This is a genomic window from Enterobacter sp. GD03975, from assembly GCF_029838645.1.
GTDB lineage: Bacteria > Pseudomonadota > Gammaproteobacteria > Enterobacterales > Enterobacteriaceae > Enterobacter > Enterobacter quasihormaechei.
The window spans coordinates 145,170-167,894 of sequence record NZ_JAOBZC010000004.1 but is presented as its reverse complement, the minus strand read 5'-3'; the positions used below and the strand labels follow the sequence as shown (position 1 = coordinate 167,894).

General features: G+C 55.9%; 20 protein-coding genes and 1 tRNA gene. 6 read left to right on the top strand and 15 right to left on the bottom strand.

The window, feature by feature from the left end:
• Window positions 1–18 precede the first annotated feature (18 nt).
• Entirely contained in the window at window positions 19–1,668 is a 1,650-nt protein-coding gene (mqo, locus tag N5C09_RS09475) for a malate dehydrogenase (quinone) (protein ID WP_279749024.1), read from the top strand.
• A 42-nt stretch (window positions 1,669–1,710) separates the two neighbouring features.
• Here the strand turns inward: mqo and eco are convergent, their stop codons facing one another.
• Window positions 1,711–2,220, bottom strand: a complete 510-nt coding sequence (eco, locus tag N5C09_RS09470) for a serine protease inhibitor ecotin (RefSeq protein ID WP_063450349.1) — start codon at window positions 2,218–2,220, stop codon at window positions 1,711–1,713.
• Window positions 2,221–2,423: 203 nt separating this feature from the next.
• On the opposite strand from eco, the gene N5C09_RS09465 reads away from it, so the two are divergent.
• Window positions 2,424–2,684, top strand: a complete 261-nt coding sequence (locus tag N5C09_RS09465; RefSeq protein WP_045343803.1) for a DUF2534 family protein — start codon at window positions 2,424–2,426, stop codon at window positions 2,682–2,684.
• A gap of 67 nt (window positions 2,685–2,751) precedes the next feature.
• Here the strand turns inward: N5C09_RS09465 and N5C09_RS09460 are convergent.
• From N5C09_RS09460 to N5C09_RS09450, 3 genes are all read right to left on the bottom strand, one after another.
• Window positions 2,752–2,828: transfer RNA gene (locus N5C09_RS09460), tRNA-Pro, on the bottom strand.
• A 73-nt stretch (window positions 2,829–2,901) separates the two neighbouring features.
• Window positions 2,902–4,662, bottom strand: coding sequence for an LPS biosynthesis-modulating metalloenzyme YejM (gene yejM, locus N5C09_RS09455; protein WP_063450347.1), 1,761 nt, complete (start codon window positions 4,660–4,662; stop codon window positions 2,902–2,904).
• Window positions 4,663–4,681: 19 nt separating this feature from the next.
• Window positions 4,682–4,909 (bottom strand): YejL family protein, encoded by a 228-nt coding sequence (locus N5C09_RS09450; protein ID WP_063450346.1) that lies wholly within the window; start codon window positions 4,907–4,909, stop codon window positions 4,682–4,684.
• 134 nt (window positions 4,910–5,043) lie between these two features.
• Here N5C09_RS09450 and yejK point away from each other — a divergent pair, with 134 nt between their 5' ends.
• On the top strand, window positions 5,044–6,051 hold the full coding sequence (gene yejK / locus N5C09_RS09445; RefSeq protein WP_028016284.1) for a nucleoid-associated protein YejK: 1,008 nt from the start codon (window positions 5,044–5,046) through the stop codon (window positions 6,049–6,051).
• A 51-nt stretch (window positions 6,052–6,102) separates the two neighbouring features.
• Here yejK and rplY read toward each other — a convergent pair whose 3' ends face one another.
• Both rplY and N5C09_RS09435 read right to left on the bottom strand, forming a co-directional pair.
• Window positions 6,103–6,387, bottom strand: coding sequence for a 50S ribosomal protein L25 (gene rplY / locus N5C09_RS09440; RefSeq protein ID WP_063450345.1), 285 nt, complete (start codon window positions 6,385–6,387; stop codon window positions 6,103–6,105).
• A gap of 125 nt (window positions 6,388–6,512) precedes the next feature.
• On the bottom strand, window positions 6,513–8,273 hold the full coding sequence (locus N5C09_RS09435) for a DEAD/DEAH box helicase (protein ID WP_063868271.1): 1,761 nt from the start codon (window positions 8,271–8,273) through the stop codon (window positions 6,513–6,515).
• Window positions 8,274–8,424: 151 nt separating this feature from the next.
• Here N5C09_RS09435 and rsuA point away from each other — a divergent pair, with 151 nt between their 5' ends.
• The 3 genes from rsuA to N5C09_RS09420 all read left to right on the top strand — a co-directional run bounded on the left by rsuA (window position 8,425) and on the right by N5C09_RS09420 (window position 10,968).
• Window positions 8,425–9,132, top strand: a complete 708-nt coding sequence (gene rsuA / locus N5C09_RS09430; protein ID WP_102750723.1) for a 16S rRNA pseudouridine(516) synthase RsuA — start codon at window positions 8,425–8,427, stop codon at window positions 9,130–9,132.
• Window positions 9,133–9,147: 15 nt separating this feature from the next.
• Window positions 9,148–10,347 carry a Bcr/CflA family multidrug efflux MFS transporter gene (locus N5C09_RS09425; protein WP_063868273.1) on the top strand — a complete coding sequence of 400 codons (1,200 nt, stop codon included), beginning with the start codon at window positions 9,148–9,150 and terminating at the stop codon, window positions 10,345–10,347.
• A 276-nt stretch (window positions 10,348–10,623) separates the two neighbouring features.
• The gene (locus N5C09_RS09420; protein WP_003859372.1) at window positions 10,624–10,968 is read left to right on the top strand and encodes a YejG family protein; all 345 of its coding nucleotides are present in this window, start codon (window positions 10,624–10,626) and stop codon (window positions 10,966–10,968) included.
• 3 nt (window positions 10,969–10,971) lie between these two features.
• Here N5C09_RS09420 and yejF read toward each other — a convergent pair whose 3' ends face one another.
• From yejF to N5C09_RS09375, 9 genes are all read right to left on the bottom strand, one after another.
• Window positions 10,972–12,561 carry a microcin C ABC transporter ATP-binding protein YejF gene (gene yejF, locus N5C09_RS09415; protein ID WP_279748935.1) on the bottom strand — a complete coding sequence of 530 codons (1,590 nt, stop codon included), beginning with the start codon at window positions 12,559–12,561 and terminating at the stop codon, window positions 10,972–10,974.
• A 1-nt stretch (window position 12,562) separates the two neighbouring features.
• Window positions 12,563–13,588 (bottom strand): microcin C ABC transporter permease, encoded by a 1,026-nt coding sequence (locus N5C09_RS09410; protein ID WP_107533400.1) that lies wholly within the window; start codon window positions 13,586–13,588, stop codon window positions 12,563–12,565.
• On the bottom strand, window positions 13,588–14,682 hold the full coding sequence (locus tag N5C09_RS09405; RefSeq protein WP_102750720.1) for a microcin C ABC transporter permease YejB: 1,095 nt from the start codon (window positions 14,680–14,682) through the stop codon (window positions 13,588–13,590). Before N5C09_RS09405 ends, N5C09_RS09410 begins: the two co-directional genes overlap by 1 nt.
• A 9-nt stretch (window positions 14,683–14,691) precedes the next feature.
• Window positions 14,692–16,497, bottom strand: a complete 1,806-nt coding sequence (locus N5C09_RS09400; protein WP_279748934.1) for an extracellular solute-binding protein — start codon at window positions 16,495–16,497, stop codon at window positions 14,692–14,694.
• A gap of 75 nt (window positions 16,498–16,572) precedes the next feature.
• Complete coding sequence (locus N5C09_RS09395; RefSeq protein ID WP_279748933.1) at window positions 16,573–18,126, bottom strand: cyclic di-GMP phosphodiesterase; 1,554 nt, start codon at window positions 18,124–18,126, stop codon at window positions 16,573–16,575.
• A gap of 128 nt (window positions 18,127–18,254) precedes the next feature.
• Entirely contained in the window at window positions 18,255–18,824 is a 570-nt protein-coding gene (mepS, locus tag N5C09_RS09390) for a bifunctional murein DD-endopeptidase/murein LD-carboxypeptidase (RefSeq protein ID WP_003859364.1), read from the bottom strand.
• Between the two features lie 415 nt (window positions 18,825–19,239).
• Window positions 19,240–19,953 carry a phosphatase PAP2 family protein gene (locus N5C09_RS09385; RefSeq protein ID WP_279748931.1) on the bottom strand — a complete coding sequence of 238 codons (714 nt, stop codon included), beginning with the start codon at window positions 19,951–19,953 and terminating at the stop codon, window positions 19,240–19,242.
• Window positions 19,954–19,986: 33 nt separating this feature from the next.
• Window positions 19,987–20,973: a GTP-binding protein gene (locus tag N5C09_RS09380; protein ID WP_131636570.1), complete on the bottom strand. Its 987-nt coding sequence runs from the start codon at window positions 20,971–20,973 to the stop codon at window positions 19,987–19,989.
• 123 nt (window positions 20,974–21,096) lie between these two features.
• Window positions 21,097–22,563 carry a fructuronate reductase gene (locus N5C09_RS09375; RefSeq protein ID WP_279748930.1) on the bottom strand — a complete coding sequence of 489 codons (1,467 nt, stop codon included), beginning with the start codon at window positions 22,561–22,563 and terminating at the stop codon, window positions 21,097–21,099.
• Between the last annotated feature and the right edge of the window lie 162 nt (window positions 22,564–22,725).

The following is a 22,725-nucleotide window of genomic DNA, read 5'->3' as shown; positions in this document are numbered from 1 at the left end:
TCAACTAAGGCATAAATGATGAAAAAAATGACTGCCGTGCTCTTTTCACTGGCCGTGGGGCTGAACGCCGTCTCGCTGGCGGCGAAAGCTGACGCACCAAAAGAGCAGGAAACGGATGTCCTTTTAATTGGTGGCGGCATCATGAGCGCTACGCTGGGCACGTATCTTCAGGAATTAGAGCCGAACTGGTCCATGACCATGGTCGAGCGCCTTGATGGCGTGGCGCAGGAAAGCTCTAACGGCTGGAATAACGCCGGGACGGGGCACTCGGCACTTATGGAACTGAACTATACGCCGCAGAAAAAGGACGGTTCCATTAGTATCGAGAAGGCGGTAGAGATCAACGAAGCGTTCCAGATCTCACGCCAGTTCTGGTCTCACCAGGTGAACAGCGGCGTGTTGCACAATCCGCACTCCTTCATCAACACCGTACCGCACATGAGCTTTGTGTGGGGCGATCAAAACGTCAATTTCCTGCGCGCGCGTTACGCTGCCCTGCAACAGAGCACGCTGTTCCGCGGGATGAAATACTCTGAAGATCACGCTCAAATCAAAGAGTGGGCACCGCTGGTCATGGAAGGACGCGATCCGAACCAGAAAGTGGCGGCGACCCGCACTGAAATTGGTACTGACGTTAACTACGGTGAAATCACCCGTCAGCTGGTGGCCTCTCTGAAGAAAAAAGAGAACTTCAACCTGCAACTCAGCTCCGAAGTGCGTGGTTTCAAGCGCAACGCGGATAACAGCTGGAGCGTGACCGTTGCCGATCTGAAAAACAACGAAGCCGAGCATGTCATTAAGGCGAAGTTCGTCTTTATCGGTGCGGGCGGTGCGGCGCTGAAACTGTTGCAGGAGTCCGGTATTCCGGAAGCGGACGACTACGCGGGCTTCCCGGTCGGCGGCCAGTTCCTGGTGTCGGAAAACCCGGAAGTGGTTAACCGTCATCTGGCTAAAGTGTACGGTCAGGCCTCCGTTGGCGCGCCACCGATGTCCGTTCCGCATATCGACACCCGTATGCTGGACGGTAAGCGCGTGGTGCTGTTCGGGCCGTTCGCAACTTTCTCTACCAGGTTCCTGAAAAACGGTTCCCTGTGGGATCTGCTGAGCGCGACCACGACGTCGAACGTCAAACCTATGATGGACGTTGGGCTGGATAACTTTGATCTGGTGAAATACCTGATTAGCCAGGTGATGCTTTCTGATGACGAACGCTTCGAGGCGCTGAGAGAGTACTATCCGCAGGCGAAGAAAGAAGACTGGCGTCTGTGGCAGGCGGGTCAGCGTGTACAGATCATCAAGCGCGATCCGAAAGAGGGCGGCGTGCTGCGTCTGGGTACCGAAGTGGTGAGCGATAAGGATGGCACCATTGCCGCGCTGCTGGGGGCATCCCCGGGTGCGTCTACCGCTGCGCCAATCATGCTGCACCTGATGGAAAAAGTGTTTAAGGATAAAGTGTCCAGCCCGGAATGGCAGGCGAAGCTGAAAACCATTATTCCATCTTACGGTACGAAGCTGAACGGTAACGTTGACGCCACGGAGCAAGAGCTGGAATACACCAGCCGCGTACTGCAACTGCAATACGTCAAACCGCAGGCTGCGGATGCGGCTCCTAAGGCAGAGCTGAAGCCTCAGGCGGAAAACAAGCCGGTTGCGGATATCGCGCTGTAGCGTAAAAAAGCCGGGTAAGCGTGAGCGCCACCCGGCTTTTTTTTAACGAACTACCGCCTGCCCGACAGTCTCATCTGCTTTCCACACGCGATATTTCACATCTACGTTTTCCGGCGTATAGACGACAATTGGCAGCTTGCTGTTATAGCGCAGCAGACTGTTATCACCCAGATACGCGGTAATAAATTTCTTCTCTTTCTTGCCGTCCGGACACGCCATCATGGTAGAAACCGGTGACGTTACTTTGTCGAAGACATAGTAGTCATAACCCCAGCCTTCCAGCGTTTTGCTTTCCAGCTTGCCGCCCAGACGATGCTGGTTGCAGTCCACTTCCAGCGTCTGGCCGATTAACAGCTCAACTTTGAAATTTGCTTCATCCTGCTGGGCCGGGAGCTGAATAACCTGGCGCTTCATCCCTTTGTCCGCTTGCGGATACGGGGCAACTTTTTCCAGCGGCTGCTCTTTCTGGGTTTCGCTGGCAAAAGCGCTGGTGCTGGCGCACGCAGCGGCGAGAAGGGCGATGGCAAATTTAGGTGCGTTTTTCACTGTCATTCCTTTTTTGTCAAAACGATCCGGGAAAGACTAACATAATGTACGTGAATGGTTGGCGCAATTTACTCATGTTTTCAATTTAAATGGAGTAATACACTGCTTTGGTGTTCTCTTTGTGGTGTTTAATGCTGTGTTGGAGTCGGGGCGGCGATCGTGTTATTTTACGCGTTAATTATTGTTATTTATCTGTAAAGGGAGGAGAGATGGTAGGGGAAAAACTGAAGACACCTGAAGGCCGCAAGTTCCTGCTGGCGTTACTGGTTGTATTTATGATTGCTGCCGCATGCGTGGGGCGCGCAACCATTGTCGGTGTGATCGAGCAGTACAACATTCCGCTCTCTGCGTGGACAACCAGCATGTTTGTCCTGCAATCGGCGATGATCTTTGTTTACAGTCTGGTGTTCACCGTCCTGCTTGCGATTCCGCTGGGGATTTTCTTTCTCGGTGGGCGTGAGAAGCACTGACCCTACTGCATGTGGGTACAGGCAATAAAAAACCAGCCATAAGCGGCTGGTTTTTTTTGTGTGTTTTTGGTCGGCACGAGAGGATTTGAACCTCCGACCCCCGACACCCCATGACGGTGCGCTACCAGGCTGCGCTACGTGCCGACGCATAAAAGGAATACTACTCGATTCCTTTTTGATTGCAAGGGGAAAGCAGCGCTAACTGATTCATAAATAATCAGTTAGCGATAAAGCGCTTCTCGTCTGTCAGCACCTGCAACAGCAAGCTGAGCTGCGGTTTCTGATCTTTGAGCTTCTCACCTTCGAGATTATACGTCTGGTAATTCCCGTTGCTGTTCAGCACCAGGGACAGCGTCGGCGTGGTCACCACCAGCGTATTTCCGCCGGCAGCCGTGACCCAGTTATGACGGCGCGTGGCGCTAAAGAGGTCCTGTCCCTGCGAGTACTCATTCGCCGGCGTGCTGACGTGCAGCAGTCGTTGCATTAGCGTGGTCATGACGTCTTTATGGTCGGTCAGCATGTTGATGCGCTGCGCGGGCGTGCCCGGCCAGTGGATCACCAGGGGAACATGCAGGTTGGGACGCGACCATTCCATGCCCTTCGCCTCGTCGCCGAGCGGCACGCCGTGTCCCGCCGTAATAATGACGACCGTATTGTCCAGCTTGCCCGCGTCGCGCAGGGCGGTCAGCACGCGGCCAATCTGCGCATCGACGTCACCCGCCGCACGGCTATAGCGGCGCGCGAAGCCTTTCTGATTGCTGTCATCAAGCGTTGTGCCGTTAAACGCAACCCAGGAGAACCAGCGGTTATCTTCCTGCGCATAGCGCTTCAGCCAGTCTATCCACTGGTCAGCGGTCCGATCGTCAGACTGGCTCTGCGCGGCAGGCAGTGAGAAATCAGACAGCAGCGCCTGGCGGTACAGCGAGCTGTTGAAGCCATCGGAGGCGAACAGCCCCAGCTGGTAGCCCTGCTGATTAAGCCCGGTAATCAGCGCGGCCGGAATACGGGCAGACAGCACGCCGTCCATATAGCTCGGTGAAATGCCGTAGAACAGGCCGAAAATACCCGCGTCGGTCGAATTACCGGAGCTCATATGCTGGGTGAATGCGATGTTGTTCTGCGCGAATTCAGCCAGGGCAGGCATCTGTTTCTCATAGCGAGAATAGTTCAGGCCATCAACGGTAATCAGCAGCACGTTCTGACCGCGGCCCATGTCGCGATATTTCAGATCGCTCAAAGGATACTGCACGCTAACCGCTTCCGGATTACCCTGTTCCACCAGACGACGCTGGTACTCCTGCGCATCCAGCAGGCCGTGTTTTTCCAGGAAACGACGCGCCGTCATCGGATAGGAGAGCGGCAGATTTGCGCGCTGCATGGTAATCGGGCGGTAGAAGTTCGCATCTGCCCAGATATACATCAGGTGCGAACCGATAAATGAGGCGAAAAAGAGAGCCGCGACGGGCTTCGCGTAATGGCGGCGTCGGGTCAGACTGCGGAGCTTTTGCCAGCTCCACGTGGCGAACAGCATTTCAATCAGCAGGATAATCGGCACGCTGATAAACATCAGCTGCCAGTCGCGCGCGGTCTCGTTCTGATCCGGGTTAATCACCAGCTCCCAGACGATAGGGTTCAGGTGCAGGTGGAACCGGGTGAAGACTTCGCTGTCGATAAGCAACAGGGTCATGCCCGCCGTCGCAAGGATAGCGGACAGGAAGCGCATCAGCCGCTGCGACATGACGATAAACGTCAGAGGGAACAGGATCAGCAGATAGGTGGCGAAAACCAGAAAGCTAAAGTGACCAACAAGGCTCATCCACGAGTAGACTCGCCCGGTTAACGTGGTTGGCCAGTCCGCCACAAACAGATAACGGCAGCCGAGCACCATCGCCAACAGAATGTTGAACAGGGCAAACCAGTGCCCCCAGCTGACCATCTGGGAGACTTTTTCACGGTAGCGCTGACGATTCGTCACCATAAACTGTTGTTCGTTTCCCTTAGTGTGCCTGGTCGTCGCTAACGGAGGACTGCAATGCCTGGGCGAAAGATTTGGCGATCGCCTGACGCTGAGCCGGAGCAACGCTGGTATTAATCAGATTGGTAACCATATTTCCCAAAACCATCAGGGAGAGATCGGTTGGCGTTTTATGTTTTTCCAGTACGTTGACCAGCTCACCGAGCAGTTGTTCAACGTGTTCGTCACTGTAGCGGGAATGTTGTGGCATAAATCAAAATCAGTTTGTTGAGAGAAGGGCGACATATTACCGTAGCAACAGCTTTTTTTCCCCTTTTTTATCTTCTGTTGCACACATGCGTTGGTGGTGGTTGAATACCGCCCGGTCTAAAAGGAGAGTTTATCATGAGTCTGGAAATCAACCAGATTGCCTTGCACCAGCTTATCAAGCGTGATGAGCAAACCCTTGAAGTGGTGCTGCGCGATTCGTTACTGGAACCAACGCCTACCGTTGTCGAGATGATGGCGGAGCTGCATCGCGTCTACAGCGCGAAAAATAAAGCCTATGGCTTGTTCAGCGAAGAGAGCGAGCTGGCGGATAGCCTGCGCCTGCAACGTCAGGGCGAAGAGGATTTCCTGGCGTTCAGCCGCGCTGCCACGGGCCGTCTGCGTGACGAACTGGCGAAATATCCCTTCGCCGATGGCGGTATCGTCCTGTTCTGCCACTACCGTTATCTGGCGGTAGAGTATCTGCTGGTAACCGTGCTGAATAACTTAAGCAGCATGCGCGTGAACGAGCAGCTGGACATCAGCTCAACGCACTATCTGGATATCAACCATGCGGATATTGTGGCGCGTATCGATTTAACCGAATGGGAAACCAACCCGGAATCGACGCGCTACCTGACCTTCCTCAAAGGCCGCGTGGGCCGCAAAGTGGCAGATTTCTTTATGGACTTCCTCGGCGCCAGCGAAGGGCTGAACGCCAAAGCGCAGAACAAAGGTCTGCTCCAGGCGGTGGATGACTTTACGGCTGAGGCGCAGCTTGATAAATCTGAGCGTCAAAATGTGCGTCAGCAGGTTTACAGTTACTGCAACGAGCAGTTACAGGCCGGGGAAGAGATTGAGCTGGAGTCGCTGTCCAAAGAGCTGGCGGGCGTCAGCGAAGTCAGCTTCCAGGAATTTACTGCGGACAAAGGCTATGAGCTGGAAGAGAGCTTCCCGGCGGATCGCAGCACCCTGCGTCAGCTGACGAAATTTGCCGGCAGCGGCGGTGGGTTAACCATTAACTTTGATGCCATGCTGCTCGGGGAACGTATCTTCTGGGATCCGGCCACCGACACGCTGACCATTAAAGGCACGCCGCCGAACCTGCGCGATCAGCTCCAGCGTCGCACCTCAGGCGGTAAATAACGGCCATAAAAAAACCCCGCAGAAGCGGGGTTTTTCTCGACAGGTTTGCGATTACGCGCGAACGAAGTCGATGTGAGACAGTTTTGGCTTGAACGGGTGACGCTGAACAGCCTGAACTTTCACTTTTTCTTCTTTACCGCCAACAACGATGGTCAGAACTTCGCTGTAGAATTCAGCTTTAGTCTGCATGTTCCATACTTTGTCGTGATCCAGTTCGATAGCAACTGGAGCAGCTTCGCCACCGTAAACGATAGCCGGGAACTTGTTAGCGGTACGCAGGCGGCGGCTCGCACCCTTACCCTGCACGTTACGTACTTCTGCTTCGATAGTGAACATTGATTTCTCTCTGTATTTAAAACCCTGCTACAGGCGACCCAGCAGCAGGTGAGTGTTCTGCCTCACGGATGTGAAGCGGGCGGCATTTTATACTCAAATGGCGCGCGCATCAACGAAAAGTCCCGCTAACCGCGTAATTCGTTTGCCCGCCGGAAGCGTCCTTCATAGTCAAAGACCTTCTCACGCACCTGCCAGAACTGGCCTTTTTTGCGGGCGACAACGAAATCGGGATGGCGCAGCAGCACCTGCTGGTGCACGATATCCGCCACGGTTATCCAGCGCAGCGGCACGCCGGGCGTGCGGGTATGCGGGCGGATAAAAAGCTGCTCGAACGCGGTTCGCTGGGCGGGCGTCTGAACCCTGAACCGCTCGCTGACGTCTGCGCCGTCCTCGTCGTAATAGGTAATCTTTAGCCACTCGCCTTTTTCATCCGCGCCGGGCTGTAGCGCCATGCCGGAACAGCGCAGCACCAGCGCATCCTTCAGCTTCAACGCCGCTTTCAGCATGTCGTCCGGGTCGACCAGCACCGTGTCGCACTCCCGACAGCGGCGGGCAGCGATGTCGTTCTCGGCGTTGCACTGCGGGCAGTTTTTGAAGCGGAAGCGGAAGTCGCACTGTTCGCGATGACCGTCGTCGTCTTCAAACCAGCCCTGACAGCGGCGGCCAAAGTGCTCAATCAGCGTGCCGTCGGCGGTGGTTTTGCCCCAGAAGGTGTTGGCAAACCCGCAGGCCGGGCAAAATACCTGTACCGGCACGTTGTCGCTTTTGCCTTTTGGTGTGCCCACTTCCGGGGAGTAGAGATCGTGCGGGTTACCGGCGTAATCAAGGATCAGGCAGTCGGTTTTGCCCGGCGCCAGGCGCAGCCCGCGCCCGACAATCTGCTGATACAGGCTGACGGATTCGGTCGGGCGCAGGATCGCAATCAGGTCGACGTGCGGGGCGTCAAAGCCGGTGGTTAATACGGAGACATTCACCAGGTAGCGGAACTGCTGGGCTTTGAAGGCCTCAATCAGGCTGTCGCGCTCCGGCCCGGGGGTTTCACCGGTAATTAACGCCGCGTCGTCGGCGGGCAGCAGTCCCGTGATTTCGCGCGCGTGTTCGACGGTGGCAGCAAAAATCATCACCCCTTTACGCGTTTGCGCGAACTCTTCAATCTGGCTGATGATATGCGGCGTGATCCGCTTCTGTTTTTTCAGTTCATGGTTAAGATCCGCCTCGCTGAACAGCCCGTTGCTCTGCGCCTGTAAGCGGCTGAAATCATACTGCACGACCGGCATATCCAGCCGTTCCGGCGGCGTCAGGTAGCCGTGCTTGATCATGTAGCGCAGCGGAAGCTCATAGATACAGTCGCGGAACAGGGCTTTTTCGTCGCCACGCACCATACCGTGATAATGGAACTGATAAATCCAGCCCTTGCCCAGACGAAACGGCGTGGCGGTCAGGCCAAGCAGACGTATCTGAGGATTCACCGCTTTCAGGTGAGTGAGGATTTGCTGATACTGGCTGTCGTCGTCATCGCTGATGCGGTGACATTCGTCGACAATCAGCAGGGAAAACTCGCTGCGAAACAGGTCCAGGTTGCGGGCGACCGACTGTACGCTGCCAAACACCACTTTCCCGTGGCTCTCTTTGCGCTTCAGCCCGGCAGCAAAAATGTCGGCCTCCAGGCCGAGCGCACAGTATTTGGCGTGGTTTTGCGCCACCAGCTCTTTGACGTGCGCCAGCACCAGCACGCGCCCGCGGGCCAGGCGCGCCAGTTCGGCAATCACCAGGCTTTTACCGGCTCCGGTCGGGAGCACGATGGCGGCGGGTTCCCGGTGCTTGCGAAACCAGGCGAGGGTGGCATCAACGGCTTCCTGCTGATAGGGGCGTAGTGTGAAAGTCATGGCTTCTCTATTCAGTTAACTCGCATATAGTATGCCACGAAACTTTTTCCCTTGAGTGGCGCAACCAGACCATTATACTGAACTGTTTCTGACTGCTTCTTTTTCGGACGCGTAGTCCGACTTCCAGCACCATTAAGGCTAAAAAGATTTCATGCGACTTGATAAGTTTATCGCTCAGCAACTCGGCGTAAGCCGCGCTATTGCCGGGCGTGAAATTCGCGCCAGCCGCGTAACCGTGGACGGCGACATTGTGAAAGACAGCGCTTTTAAACTCCAGCCCGACCACGAGGTGGAGTATGACGGCAACCCGCTGACCCAGCAGAATGGCCCGCGCTACTTCATGCTCAACAAACCGGAAGGGTACGTCTGTTCAACGGACGATCCGGATCACCCGACGGTGCTCTACTTCCTGGATGAGCCTGTGGCACACAAGCTGCATGCGGCAGGGCGTCTGGATATTGATACCACCGGCCTGGTGCTGATGACCGATGACGGGCAGTGGTCGCACCGCATCACCTCCCCGCGCCATCACTGTGAGAAAACCTATCGGGTGACGCTGGAGTCGCCGGTCTCGGATGACACGGCAGAGCAATTCGCGAAAGGCGTTCAGCTGCATAATGAAAAAGATCTGACCAAACCGGCGGTGCTGGAAGTCATCACCCCAACGGACGTCCGTCTGACCATCAGTGAAGGCCGCTACCACCAGGTGAAACGTATGTTTGCCGCCGTGGGCAACCACGTGGTGGGGCTGCATCGTGAACGTATCGGCGCGATTGAGCTCGATCCCGACCTTGAGCCAGGGGAATATCGCCCGCTGACGGAAGAAGAGATCGCCAGCGTCGGGCTGCCTTCACGCTAAATTCAGGAGAACCCTGTGACCACCAGGCCACACTCGTCGTTTAAAATTGTGTTTATCCTTGGCCTGCTGGCCATGCTGATGCCGCTGTCTATCGATATGTATCTGCCCGCGCTGCCGGTGATTTCCGCGCAGTTTGGCGTACCGGCGGGCAGCGCGCAGATGACGCTCAGCACCTACATCCTTGGGTTCGCGCTCGGCCAGCTCTTTTATGGCCCAATGGCTGACAGCCTGGGGCGTAAACCGGTTATTCTGGGCGGAACGTTGATATTTGCCGCGGCGGCGGTGGCCTGTGCGCTGGCGCAGAGTATCGATCAGCTGATCGTGATGCGTTTCTTCCATGGCCTGGCGGCGGCTGCGGCAAGCGTGGTCATCAACGCGCTGATGCGTGACGTTTACCCGAAGGAAGAGTTCTCGCGCATGATGTCGTTTGTCATGCTGGTCACGACCATTGCGCCGCTGGTCGCTCCCATGGTGGGCGGGGCGGTGCTGGTATGGTTCAGCTGGCATGCGATTTTCTGGATCCTGGCGATTGCCGCGCTGCTGGCCTCGGTCATGATCTTCGTCTTTATCGATGAAACGCTGCCGGTCGAGCGACGCCAGAAGTTTCACGTTCGCACCACGCTTGGCAACTTTGCCTCGCTGTTTCGCCACAAGCGCGTGCTGAGCTATATGCTGGCCAGCGGCTTTAGCTTTGCCGGGATGTTCTCGTTTCTGAGCGCGGGGCCGTTTGTGTACATCGAACTGAACCACGTGTCACCCCAGCACTTTGGCTACTACTTCGCGCTGAATATCGTGTTCCTGTTTGTCATGACCATTATCAACAGCCGCTTTGTCCGGCGGGTCGGGGCGCTGAATATGTTCCGCGCCGGGCTGTGGATCCAGTTCGTGATGGCTATCTGGCTGGTGGTGAGCGCGCTGTTAGGCGTCGGCTTCTGGGCGCTGGTGGTGGGCGTGGCGGCGTTTGTCGGATGCGTGTCGATGGTCTCGTCCAACGCAATGGCGGTGATCCTCGACGAATTCCCGCATATGGCGGGCACCGCCTCGTCGCTGGCAGGGACGTTCCGCTTCGGGATTGGCGCGATAGTCGGAGCGCTGCTCTCAATGGCGACGTTTAATACCGCCTGGCCGATGCTGTGGGCGATCGCCCTCTGCGCGACCAGCTCCATCCTCTTCTATCTGTATGCCAGCCGGCCGCGTAAGACGGCGCATAAATGAACGCTTAAGGCCCGATACGGGCCTTTTTGTTGACCCATATCAACCAACCCTTCGTTCGTTTACCCTGTGTTTGTTTCTTTTATGTAAAATCTATTTATGTAAAAAGTCACATCATTGTATTTAAAAAGGTTGAGTTAGATCGCAGAAACGGGTACATATAGCGCCGACGCGAGCCTGTGACGCCTATAAAATCCGCTAAACAGTGCAGGTTGGCGATGATGTGTTACTATAAATGTAAATAAATTGTGAAGTAAATTTGCTTCCGGGGAACTGAACGTGAATACATTACAACTCTCCATTGTCCATCGCTTGCCCCAGAGCTATCGCTGGTCGACGGGTTTTGCAGGTTCGAAAGTTGAACCGATTCCGCAAAGCGTTGCAGGGGAGGATAATTGCCTGGTGGCGCTCAAGCTGCTCAGCCCGAGCGATGAAAACGCGTGGCCGGTTATGGAACGTCTCAGCCAGGCGCTGACGGACATCGAAGTAGACAGCTCCGTGCTGGAATGCGAAGGTGAGCCGTGCCTGTTTGTTAACAGCCAGGATGAATTTGCCGCGACCTGCCGCCTGAAAAACTTCGGCGTGGCGATTGCCGAACCGTTCTCCGGTCAATATCCCTTCTGAGTGCTAGTCAGCGGACAATAGCTGGCGCGTGTAATCCTGCGTCGGCGCGGTAAATACGCGCTGGCACTCTCCTTGCTCAACAACCTCTCCCTGCCGCAATACCACCACCTGATGACAAAGCGCACGCACCACCTGTAAATCGTGGCTGATAAAGATATAGGCCAGCCGATGCTTTTCCTGTAGCCCCTTCAGCAGCGTCAGGATCTGCGCCTGCACGGTGCGGTCCAGCGAGGACGTCGGCTCGTCCAGCACGATCAGCTCCGGTTTCAGGATCAGCGCGCGGGCAATCGCGATACGCTGGCGCTGGCCGCCTGAAAACTCTGCCGGGTAGCGGTGGCGGGTTTCGGGATCTAACCCGACTTCCGCCAGCACCCGCTTCACCTCACTTTCGCGCTGCTGTGCCGTCAGCGCGGGCTGGTGGACGCGCAGGCCCTCCTCGACAATCTGCAACACGCTTAGCCGCGGGTTCAGCGAAGAGTTCGGATCCTGAAATACCACCTGCATGCGCGGGCGGACGGGCAGCATTTGGCGGCGGCTCAGGTTTTGCAGCGGCATGTCGTCAAAGAGAATGTCTCCCTGCGAGGCAATCAGGCGCAGCAGCGCCAGGCCGGTGGTGCTTTTGCCCGAGCCGGATTCGCCCACAAGCCCAAGCGACTCACCCGCACGCAGAAAGAAGCTCATGTTTTTCAGGACATGATTATGATCAACCACGCGGCGCAAAATGCCCTTGCGGATCGGGAATGACACCGACAGCCCCTCAACCTTCAGCAACGGCGCGCTGTCGGCGTTAAGCGGAACCGGGTCGCCAGAAGGTTCGCTGTCCAGCAGGCGCCGGGTATACGGGTGCTGAGGCGCGCTCAGCAGGGCGGATGCCCTGTTCTGTTCCACGCAGCGGCCGTTTTGCATCACGGCCACCGCGTCAGCGAGCTTTTTCACGATGCTCAGGTTGTGGGTAATAAACAGCAGGCTCATGTTCAGCTCGTCGCGAAGCTCGCGCAGCAGTTGCAGAATTTGCGCCTGCACCGTGACGTCCAGCGCGGTGGTGGGTTCATCCGCAATCAACAGCTCGGGGCGCGTCAGCAGGGCCATCGCGATCATCACGCGCTGGCGCTCGCCGCCGGAAAGCTGGTGCGGGAAATCGTTCAGTCGTTTCGCCGCATGACGAATGCCGGTGCGCTCCAGGCAGTCCAGAATTTCACCCCGCGCCGCCTCTTTACGCATCCCCCGATGAAGTGACAGCACTTCATAGAGCTGTTTTTCCAGCGTATGCAGAGGGTTAAGCGACACCATCGGCTCCTGGAAAATCATGGCAATTTTATTGCCGCGAATGCCGCGCAGGGTTTGTTCATCCGCATTCAGCAGCGATTGCCCATGGAACAGAATGTCTCCCTGCGGATAGCTGACCGGCGGGGAAGGGAGCAGGCGCAGCACCGAAAGTGCCGAGACGCTTTTACCGGAACCGGATTCCCCGACCAGCGCCAGCGTCTCTCCGCGCTGGATCTGCAACGATAAATCCGTCACTACCGTGCGTGATTCGCCCTGCTTTGAAAACGCAATCGACAGGTTTTCTATGCTCAGAAGAGGCCGGGTCATGTCATACCGCCTTGTTGGGATCGAAGGCATCGCGCACGGCTTCGCCAATAAAAATCAGCAGGGAAAGCAGCACCGCCACGGAAAGGAATGCGGCGATGCCCAGCCAGGGGGCCTGAAGGTTATTTTTGCCCTGTAACAGCAGTTCGCCAAGGGACGGTGAGCCCAGCGGCAAACCGAAGCCCAGAAAATCGAGTGACGTCAGGGTGGTGATGGAGCTACACAAAATAAACGGCAGGAAGGTGAGGGTCGCCACCACCGCATTGGGAAGCATATGGCGGAAGATGATTGCGCGATCGCTCACGCCTAACGCCTGTGCGGCGCGAATATAGTCGTAATTTCGCGTGCGCAGAAACTCCGCGCGCACCACGCCGACCAGCGCCATCCAGCCGAACAGGACGGTGATCCCGAGCAGCCACCAGAAGCCAGGCTGTACAACGCTGGAAAGCAGGATTATCAGAAACAGCGTCGGCATACCGGACCAGACTTCAATCACGCGCTGCCCCCACAAATCGATTTTTCCACCGTAATAGCCCTGCACGGCGCCCGCCACGACGCCCATGATGCTGGAAAAGAGCGTCAGCATCAGCCCAAACAGGAGCGAGATGCGGGTGCCGTAAAGAATGCGCGCCAGCACATCGCCGCCGTTCGCGTCCGTTCCCAGCCAGTTCTGCGAGGAAGGCGGGGAAGGGAAGGGGGTGGAGGTGGCATAGTTTATGCTGTTCGCGCCAAAGCGAATCGGTGCCCAGATCGCCCAGCCGTGCTGCGCGATCTGTTCACGCAGCCAGGGATCCTGATACTCGGCTGGCGTCGCAAACGGACCGCCAAAATCGCTTTCGCTATAGGTAGTAAGCACCGGCACGTACCAGCGGTCTTTGAAATGCACCAGCAGGGGTTTATCGTTGGCAATCAGTTCCGAACACAGACTTAAGGCGAACAGGACGGCGAAGATCCACAGCGACCAGTAGCCGCGACGGTTGTGGCGAAAGCGAGCCCAGCGGGCCTGATTGACGGGGCTTAAACGCGACATCAGCGGCCCTCAAAATCGATACGGGGATCGACCAGCGTATAGCTGATATCGCTGATGATATTCAGCAGCAGGCCGATCAGGGTGAAAATGTACAGTGTGCCAAACATCACCGGATAATCACGGGAGACGGTGGCCTCATAGCCCAGCAGCCCTAATCCGTTGAGAGAGAACATCACTTCTATCAGCAGCGAGCCGGTAAAAAACATACTGATGAACGTGGCGGGAAAACCGGCAATCACCAGCAGCATGGCGTTGCGAAAAACGTGCTTCCACATAATCTGCTTTTCACCGACGCCTTTGGCGCGGGCGGTGACCACGTACTGCTTGCGGATCTCATCGAGAAAGGCATTTTTGGTGAGCATCGTAAGCGCCGCAAAGCCGCCAATAACCGTCGCCAGCACCGGAAGGGTGATGTGCCAGAAGTAATCGGTGATTTTCTGATACCACGGCAGCGTGCTGAAATCCGCGGAAACCAGTCCGCGCAGCGGGAAGAGGTCGAAATAACTGCCGCCGGCAAAAAAGACAATCAGCAGCACGGCAAACAGAAACGCCGGGATCGCATAGCCAATAATAATGAACGTGCTGCTCCAGATATCGAAACGGCTACCGTTGTGGACCGCTTTGCGGATCCCCAGCGGAATGGAGACCAGATAGATGATCAGCGTTCCCCACAGCCCGAGCGTGATGGACACCGGCAGGCTTTGTTTGATCAGGGTTAACACCGAGGCGCTGCGAAACAGGCTGTCGCCAAAATCGAAACGGACGTAATCCCAGAGCATGTTGAAATAACGCTCGTGCAGCGGCTTATCGAAACCATAGCGGTGGGTGATCTCGGCGATCACCTCCGGATCCAGTCCACGGCCGCCCCGGTAGTGGCTTTCGCTGATATTGCCCACGCCCGTCCGGGCATGGCTGGCGCCCATCCCTTCGCCGCCGCCGCCCGGCATGCCGCCAGCGTGACCAAATTCTATTGCCGCAATCGCCTGGTCCACCGGGCCGCCGGGGGCAATCTGCACGATAAAAAAGTTAATGGTGATGATGGCCCACAGGGTCGGGATCACCAGCAGCAGTCGGCGGATAAGATAAGCGCCCATCGTCACTCCTTAACGCCGCGCTGCGGGCAGTTTTGCGGCTTTATTCACGTCATACCACCACGTATCAAAACCAAGCGTATAAACCGGGCGAATGGCGGGCAGGGAGAATTTGTCCCAGCGGGCCACGCGATCTTCACCCATGTACCACATCGGCAGCATGTAATAGTTCCAGGTTAACACCCGGTCAAGCGCGCGCCCGAGCGGCAGAAGTTTCTCTTTATCGCCCTGAGCGGCCACGATTTTCGCAATCAGCGCATCAATCACCGGGCTCTTGACGCCCGGTGCGTTGTAGGAGGAGTTGATATAGCCCGATGCCCAGGAGATTTGCAGATCTGAACTCGGCCACGGCTGCGCGGCCCACAGGCTCTGCATCATGTCGTAATCGCGGCTGCGCTTGCGGTTGGTAAGCTGCGCGATATCCACCTGGCGAATATTCATGATCACCCCAAGCCGGGCAAGGTTCTTCTTAAAGGGCAGCACCCACTGGTCGTTCGCGCCGGAGGCAATCAGCAGTTCGAAGCTCAGGGGTTTACCGGTTTTGGCATTCACCCGCTGCTGGTTTTTCAGCACCCACCCGGCGTCATCCAGCAGCTTGCTGGCTTTCAGCAGATTTTCACGGTCGAACCCGTTTCCGTCGGATTTGGGCGGTTCAAATACGCGGGTGAACACCTCCGGCGGTAGCTGCGCTTTCATCGGAGCCAGCAGAACTAGTTCATCCGCGTGGGGATAATCACGGGCGGCGTATTCGGTATTCTGGAAATAGCTGTTCGCCCGGCTGTAGGCTCCGTAGAACAGCGCTTTGTTCATCCATTCAAAATCAAACGCCAGGGTAATGGCTTCACGCACCCGGCGATCGGAAAACACCGGACGCTGGATGTTAAATGCCAGCCAGCGCGTATCTTGCGCAGATTCATTTTTGTGTTCGTCTTTAACGATATAGCCTTTCGCGAAGTTTTTTCCGATATACCGGGTAGCCCAGTTTTTGGCGCTGTTCTCGACACGTAAATCAAACGCGCCTGCCTTAAACGCCTCGAAGGCCACGTTGTCATCGAGGTAGTAGTCGTAGCGGAGGGTATCGAAATTCCAGCGGCCACGGTTTACCGGCAGCGCGGCAGCCCAGTAATCTTTTACACGGGAATAGATCACATACTGGCCCATGCGCCAGTCGGTAATGCGATACGGTCCTCCGGCCAGCGGCGGGGTAGAAAGGGGATCGCTCAGCTTATGGTTTTTCCAGAACGATTCAGGCATGACGGGCAGGGAGAACAGGCTCAGCATGTTCTCTTTGTTCGGCTCACTCAGTTCGATTCGCACGGTCAGCGGGGCGATGGCTTTCACCGTGGTGCCCTTGTACACCAGACGAAACTGCGGTACGCCCTCGGTCATAAATTTATGAAAGGTGAACGCCACGTCGCGGGCGCTAACCGGGGAGCCGTCATGAAAACGCGCCTGCGGATTGATCGCGATTTCTGCCCAGCTAAAATCATCAGCGTAACGCACGTTCTCGGCAACCAGGGGATAATAGCTGCCGGGCTCGTCGTCGGAGGTGACAAACAGCGTGTCATAGAGGGATTCGGTGCGGGCTGCCGCCACGCCGCGAAGGGCAAAGCGGTTAAAGTTATCAAACGTTCCCGTGGCGGAAAGCGTCACGTTCCCGCCTTTGGGTGCGGCGGGGTTCACGTAATCGTAGTGGGTAAAGTTGACCGCGTATTTCGGCTCGCCTATGACGGCAAAGGCCGTGCTTTCTTTGATGGACTGCGCCTGGCTCGACAGGCTCACCAGCGCCAACAGCATCACTACAACGCGCATAATCATCGTGCGGCAGATCCCTTTGTTCACAGGCAGGCTCGGTTGAGGAGAATAATAAGTGACTGCGCCGCGATTGTGAAATTATTCCCCGAGCGTGACGTCGGGCTGCCACGTCTTAAACTCCTCCAGCGGCATCGGGCGGCCGATCCAGTAGCCCTGAAGATAGTTCACGCCATGCTCGCGCAGCCACGCCGCCTGCTCAGGCGTTTCAACGCCCTCGGCGACGGTTAACATATTCAGGCGACCCGCCAGCGTCAGCACCGCATCAAGCACCGGCGAGGTGACGGTCTCCGTCCCGATGGCGTTCACGAAACCGCGATCTATTTTCAGGTAATCCATGGTGAAGCGTTCAAGATAGATCAGCGCGCTGTGGCCGGTGCCAAAATCATCGATGGCGATTTCAAAACCTTCATCGTGCAGCCATTCGAACAGCTGATTAGCCTCGCGGTGGTTAATCATGTCGCGCTCGGTTATTTCCAGCACTATCTGAAAGTGATCGGGTGGCAGGGCAGCGGCAAATGCGAGCATATCCTCTTTAAAGCTTTCCGCATGCAGATGACCGGGCGCGATGTTTATCCCGAACTTGGCGCCGGGCGGTAGCCGCGTTTGCAGAACCGGGGCATCGCGAACGATCAGGTCAAAAAGGTGCAGCGTCAGCGGAACGATGAGCTTCTGCGCTTCGGCGAAAGTGATAAAGGCGTCCGGTGGGATTTCACCCATCACCGGATGCTTCCAGCGCATCAGGACTTCCAGCCCGGTCATTTTGAGCGACTGCGCATCCACGACAGGTTGATAGACCACGTAAAACTGGTCGCGCTTGATGGCCGTGAGGATCTCTTTCCCGGGATTCAGACGGATAGTGAGGATATAAAAGTTCAGCAGACCCGCCGCGATGCCACAGACCAGGCCGAAAAAGACGGCGTACAGCACTTCATCTGTCGTCCAGGCCTGCGCATAGACGTTAACGGTCAGAGGAATATTTTTCAGCGTGGCGGTGCGCGCAGGGACGTCAGGCAAATCACTAGCCTGAACCAGCATTTCGGACCGGGTGGATAACGCAGAATCGCCTATGACGATGGCAATGCCGGCAAACTCATCCTGACGCGAGGTGTAGAGAAGGTATGGCGACAGGTTGAGGTTGACGGAGGTAAACACGCCGCCGTCTTTTACCAGCGGATTGCGATACCAGATGGCAATCGCAGGCTTATCCGGCAGCATGGGCGTGCCCGGCAGGAGCGCGATATCAACAGGTTTGCTGATATGTAATTGAGGAATAAGCGTTTCCATCGGGGTATTCATCGGACCTGTTGCCGAAGAGCAGAAGGCCTGTTTATCCCTGACCAGCAAAAAGGCGCGCACGTTAATGCTGAAGGCCGCGCGTGAGGTCAGCGCCGCGCTGACTTCGTCACAGCTGTTCAGCGTGAGCGGCTGGAGCGTATCAATAGACGTTTTGAGCTCGTCAAAATAGCCCTCCATATAGACGCGTAAATCCGTAATGAGGGTGTCGAACCTGACTTCTCGCTTGTGATAACTCCAGTAAAACTGTAACGCACCCAGAAGCAGGGCGGTGAATAACCCCGTAAGAAAACTGAGAAACAGTATCTTGCGGTTGCTGGAGAAGTAGCGGGTAAACATAGATGTCGTGATTCCTGAAATGCCGCTGGATGTCTATCAGTGTAACGGGCAAAAAAAAACACTGCCGGAGCAGTGCTTTTTTTTATCGTATCGCCAGCCAAGGGATAACCAACGATACGACAGCAAGATTAACTACGGCTCAGAACGCGGCGAGCTTCGTTGTAGCGTTTCTTCCAGTATGGTTCGTTCATGCTGGAAATCGTTACGCCGCTGCTGGTGGAAGCATGGACAAACTGATCGTTACCGATATAGATGCCAACGTGCCGACCGGTTGAACCCGCTCTGAACAGGACTAAATCTCCCGTGCGCAGTTTAGTACGCGAAATGGACTTGCCCATTTCCTGCTGTTCATAAGTAGAACGCGGAAGGTCTAACCCAAACTGCTCGCGGAACGTACGCTGTACGAACGCAGAACAATCGATGCCTTTCTTGGTGCTGCCGCCCAGACGGTAACGCACGCCTTTCCAGTCAGCATACTGATCCATAATGCGCGACTTAACGTCGAGATTACGTACCATATTTTCAAATTCATCCTGAGAGGCTTGCAGTGAAGAGGAATCTTCCATTCCCACAACACGCGTCTCAGGATGCATATTCTTCGCGGTATTCGTTGTGCTACATGCCGAAAGCAGAACCGCCACTGCAATCGCCGGGATCCCCCGCAAGATATATCTCAAGATTGGTTGAGATTTGACCATTTTGTTTGTTTTCCCTTGAAGTCCTTAACGAAAATATCGTTATAAAAATGCCAACCGTGACGAGACTAATTATCTGTTCACAATGAGACAATTCTTTATGGTGAAAACTGTGGCGCAACGCACAAAATTATTCACCACGATAATAATTGTCTCAGTGGGGCAAAACGAGTTCGAGGTTAACCGATTGCTCAGGGTATTGCGAGCAAAAAAGTCCCTTTTTTTATAAGAAATTGTGATACACAACGTTACAGCGTGGAAATGCTCAAAACGCCGCCATTTATGACGCTAATCCCTGCAATTGCTTCATTTTTATCACGAATAGTATGACGGGAAGATGACAGGGGTGAATGACGCCGGTAAGAAGGGAGTCAGGGATCGAAAACAATCCCTGATGAATGGTGTTAATTTGCGTTATTTATTTGTTTCCGACTTGTTTAAATTTGCCGGGAAGATAGCGATCAAAAATACCTATTAAGCGATCGCTCAACGGGGTCATCAGTACCCAGGGTAAGCCAATCAACACCGCCGTGAATGAGCCCACGGCGATATCGGTCAGCCAGTGCGCACCAATCATTACCCGCGGGAATGCGAATACCACAACAATAACCAGGGCGATGGCGAAGGCTTTTTTACCGAAATAGCGCAGCATAAAGCCAGCAAAAATCAGCAGCATCATACCGTGGTCGCCCGGGAAACTGTCCTTCGAGGCATCTTTGGTTGGAATATGCAGCAGCTCGCTGACGCGGTTAATGTTCGGGAAAGAGAGCGACGGACTGGCGCGTTTAACCGGCATCAGATGCTGCGCCAGCTGGTTGATAATCACGGCGGTCAGCAGCATCACCAGGCCGATAAGCAGAATACGGCGACGACCCGTTTTGTCTTCTTTCAGCCAGAAGGAGAGCATCAGGCAGCCCATTGCCAGCAGCGAACAGCCGTCAAAGGCGCGGTTGTTGGTGATCGCAACCAGCCACAGGAAGGCCTCGCTCTTCGCCAGCGCCTGGTTAAAGAAGTGGAAAAGACCGGAATCCAGCGGGAACCAGAAACCGTGATCCACCGGAAGATACCAGGAGAAAAAGATCGCCAGGCCGGCAGCATTAAGCAATAAAATAGCAGGAAGTCGAGTCGTCATAGTCTTCAGCACTGAATAAAACCAGCGGCAACGTTAGCCGCCCAAACTTAAACGAAGCTTCAACAGGCTTGACTGGAGGGCATTCCAGTCGGTATTAACCGCACTAATTAACTCTATCCGGCTGTCGGGCGGTGCGACGTTCTGAGTTTCTATGAAGAAATCCTCGCCCTGACGGTTAATGCGAACCAGACCATCCGGGGTGCGCATGATCCCTTTTACCCGCTCAACCGGAGCCAGTCTCGCCCACTCCAGTATACCAATGGTGTCGAAAACCGTATCGGCATCGAAGATCCACCCGCACGCCTGGTGCCCCTGGCCGCTGTTCAGATTTCGGCGCCAGCGCTGATGTTCCGGCAGGCTCAGTGCGGCCAGTCCTTGCTTCGCGCCGTGGCTGTGCGAATGCTCTGCGCTGGCGGGCAGTTGCGTCTGGTTAAGGCGGGGAAGGTCGAGCAGGGCGCCATCAATGTTGCCCTGGGTTGTCTGAACATACCGACGTCCACCGCCAGCCTGCTGCCACCAGGCTTCGAACGCGGCCTCGCTCTCGGCCGTCGCGCGATCGGATTTATTCGCCACGATAATGTCTGCCGAGGCGAGCTGATCGCGGAAATTGTCGTTACCGATCGCTTTTTCATCCAGAAGCTGGCGGGGATCAAGCAGGCAAAGCGTCGCGCGCAGCTCAAGCCATGGCTCGTATACCGGGGCGGTGAGTAAATCAAGGATTTGCTTCGGATGACCCAGGCCGGTGGGTTCAATCAGCAGACGGTCCGGCTTACCCTGGCGCAGCAGCGTATTCAGGCCGACCTGCATCGGCAGACCATTCACGCAGCACATGCACCCGCCCGGGATCTCTTTCACCATTGCGCCGCTGTCGGCGAGCAACGCGCCGTCGATCCCCACTTCGCCAAATTCGTTGACCAGCACGGCCCACTTTTCCGCCGGATCTTTATTGGCCAGCAAATGCAGAATGGACGTAGTTTTACCGCTGCCGAGAAAACCGGTGATCAGGTTGGTTTTGGTCACGTGCGCTCCGATAGATAATTGTGATGTCGTAACAATTATCTATCATCCTGACGAAAAAAACGGGCATTGAGAAGAGGGAGGGCGAACGGAGTGCAAAACCGTTCGCCTTAAACGCAATAATCGCTAAATTTTTAACGTTTCGATAACGGCCTGACGCGCGCCGAGCCGGACGAGGCGCTGGTACGCTCCGGTTATCGCCTCGACAAACACCGGGTTTTGCGGCAGGTCATCGCCAAAGATTTCTTTAAGCGCCAGCAGGGCATTAACGCGTTCCGCGTCGCTGCTGGCTTCAGCAAGCGCCTGAAACTTTTCGCTCAGAGGGTCACGCACGTCGATGGCATTGCCCTGTTCATCCGTACCGCTGACGTAGCGCATCCAGCCCGCCACCCCCAGCGCCAGAAGTGGCCAGGCGGTCTTACGTTCAAGATGGACGCGGATCCCATCCAGCATGCGTTGAGGCAGCTTCTGGCTGCCGTCCATGGCGATTTGCCATGTACGGTGCTGTAGCGCCGGGTTGGCGAAGCGGTCAAGCAGGCTGTCGGCATACGCCGTCAGATCGACGTTGGTGATGCGCAGCGTAGGGGCCTGCTCATTCAGCATCAGCCTGCGGGCTGCCTCGCGGAAACTGTCGTCCTGCATGCATTCATTAATGTGCGCGTAACCGGCAAGGTAGCCCAGATAAGCGAGGAAGGAGTGGCTGCCGTTCAGCATCCGCAGCTTCATCTGCTCCCAGGGCAGGACGTCGTCAACCATCTGTACGCCTGCAACCTCCCACTCCGGGCGCCCGGCGACAAAATTATCTTCCACCACCCACTGAATGAACGGTTCACAGCTGATGGCGCAGGGATCGTCAACCCCCAGCTCCCGGGTGATTTCCGCGAGCGAGGCGTCGGTGGCGGCGGGCACGATTCGGTCGACCATGGTGCCGGGGAAGCTCACGTGCGTCTCTATCCATCCGGCCAGCTCTGCGAAACGCTTTGCGGCCATGCCAAGTACGGCGTTTTTCACCACGTGACCGTTGTCGGGGATATTGTCGCAGGAGAGCACGGTAAACGCCGGCAGGCCCCGTTCGCGGCGGCGATGAAGCGCTTCGACCAGAATTCCCGGCGCGGAATGCGGCTCAGACGGGTGCTCCAGATCGTGAAGGATGCGGCTGTTTTGCATATCCAGCTTTCCCGTCGCCGGATCGATGCAGTAGCCTTTTTCGGTTATGGTGAGGGAGACAATTGCTACCTGCGGTTCGCAGAACTTCTCAATAATGGCCGCCAGCGAGTCGATTTTTGCGTTCAGGCACGCTTTTACCGCACCAATAATAATCGGCTGGTTGCCTTCGGCACCTTTCTCCAGCACGGTAAAAAGATGATCCTGCGCCCGGAGCTGGCTCATGAGGACATCGCCGCTAAAGAGGCTAATCTCACATATTCCCCAGTCGCCTCCTTTGGCGTTCAGCACCCGGTTTGTTAACAATGCCTGATGCGCCCGGTGGAACGCGCCAAAGCCGAAATGGACGATGCGGGAGCGTAACTGCTGGCGATCGTAGCGGGGCTGCTGGACATGAGCAGGAAGCGCGGTGGAGGCAATAGTCTTCATGTAGTACACACCTGATTAACCATTAATTAACAACGCCAGTGTAAAGTTATATGACAACAAATTAAATTGGTAAGCCGTAAATATCCCCGTTATGTGAGTTTGATCAATCAATGTCGCGCGCTGTATTGACCACTCCGATTAAACATGTATGGTAGTCGTCAT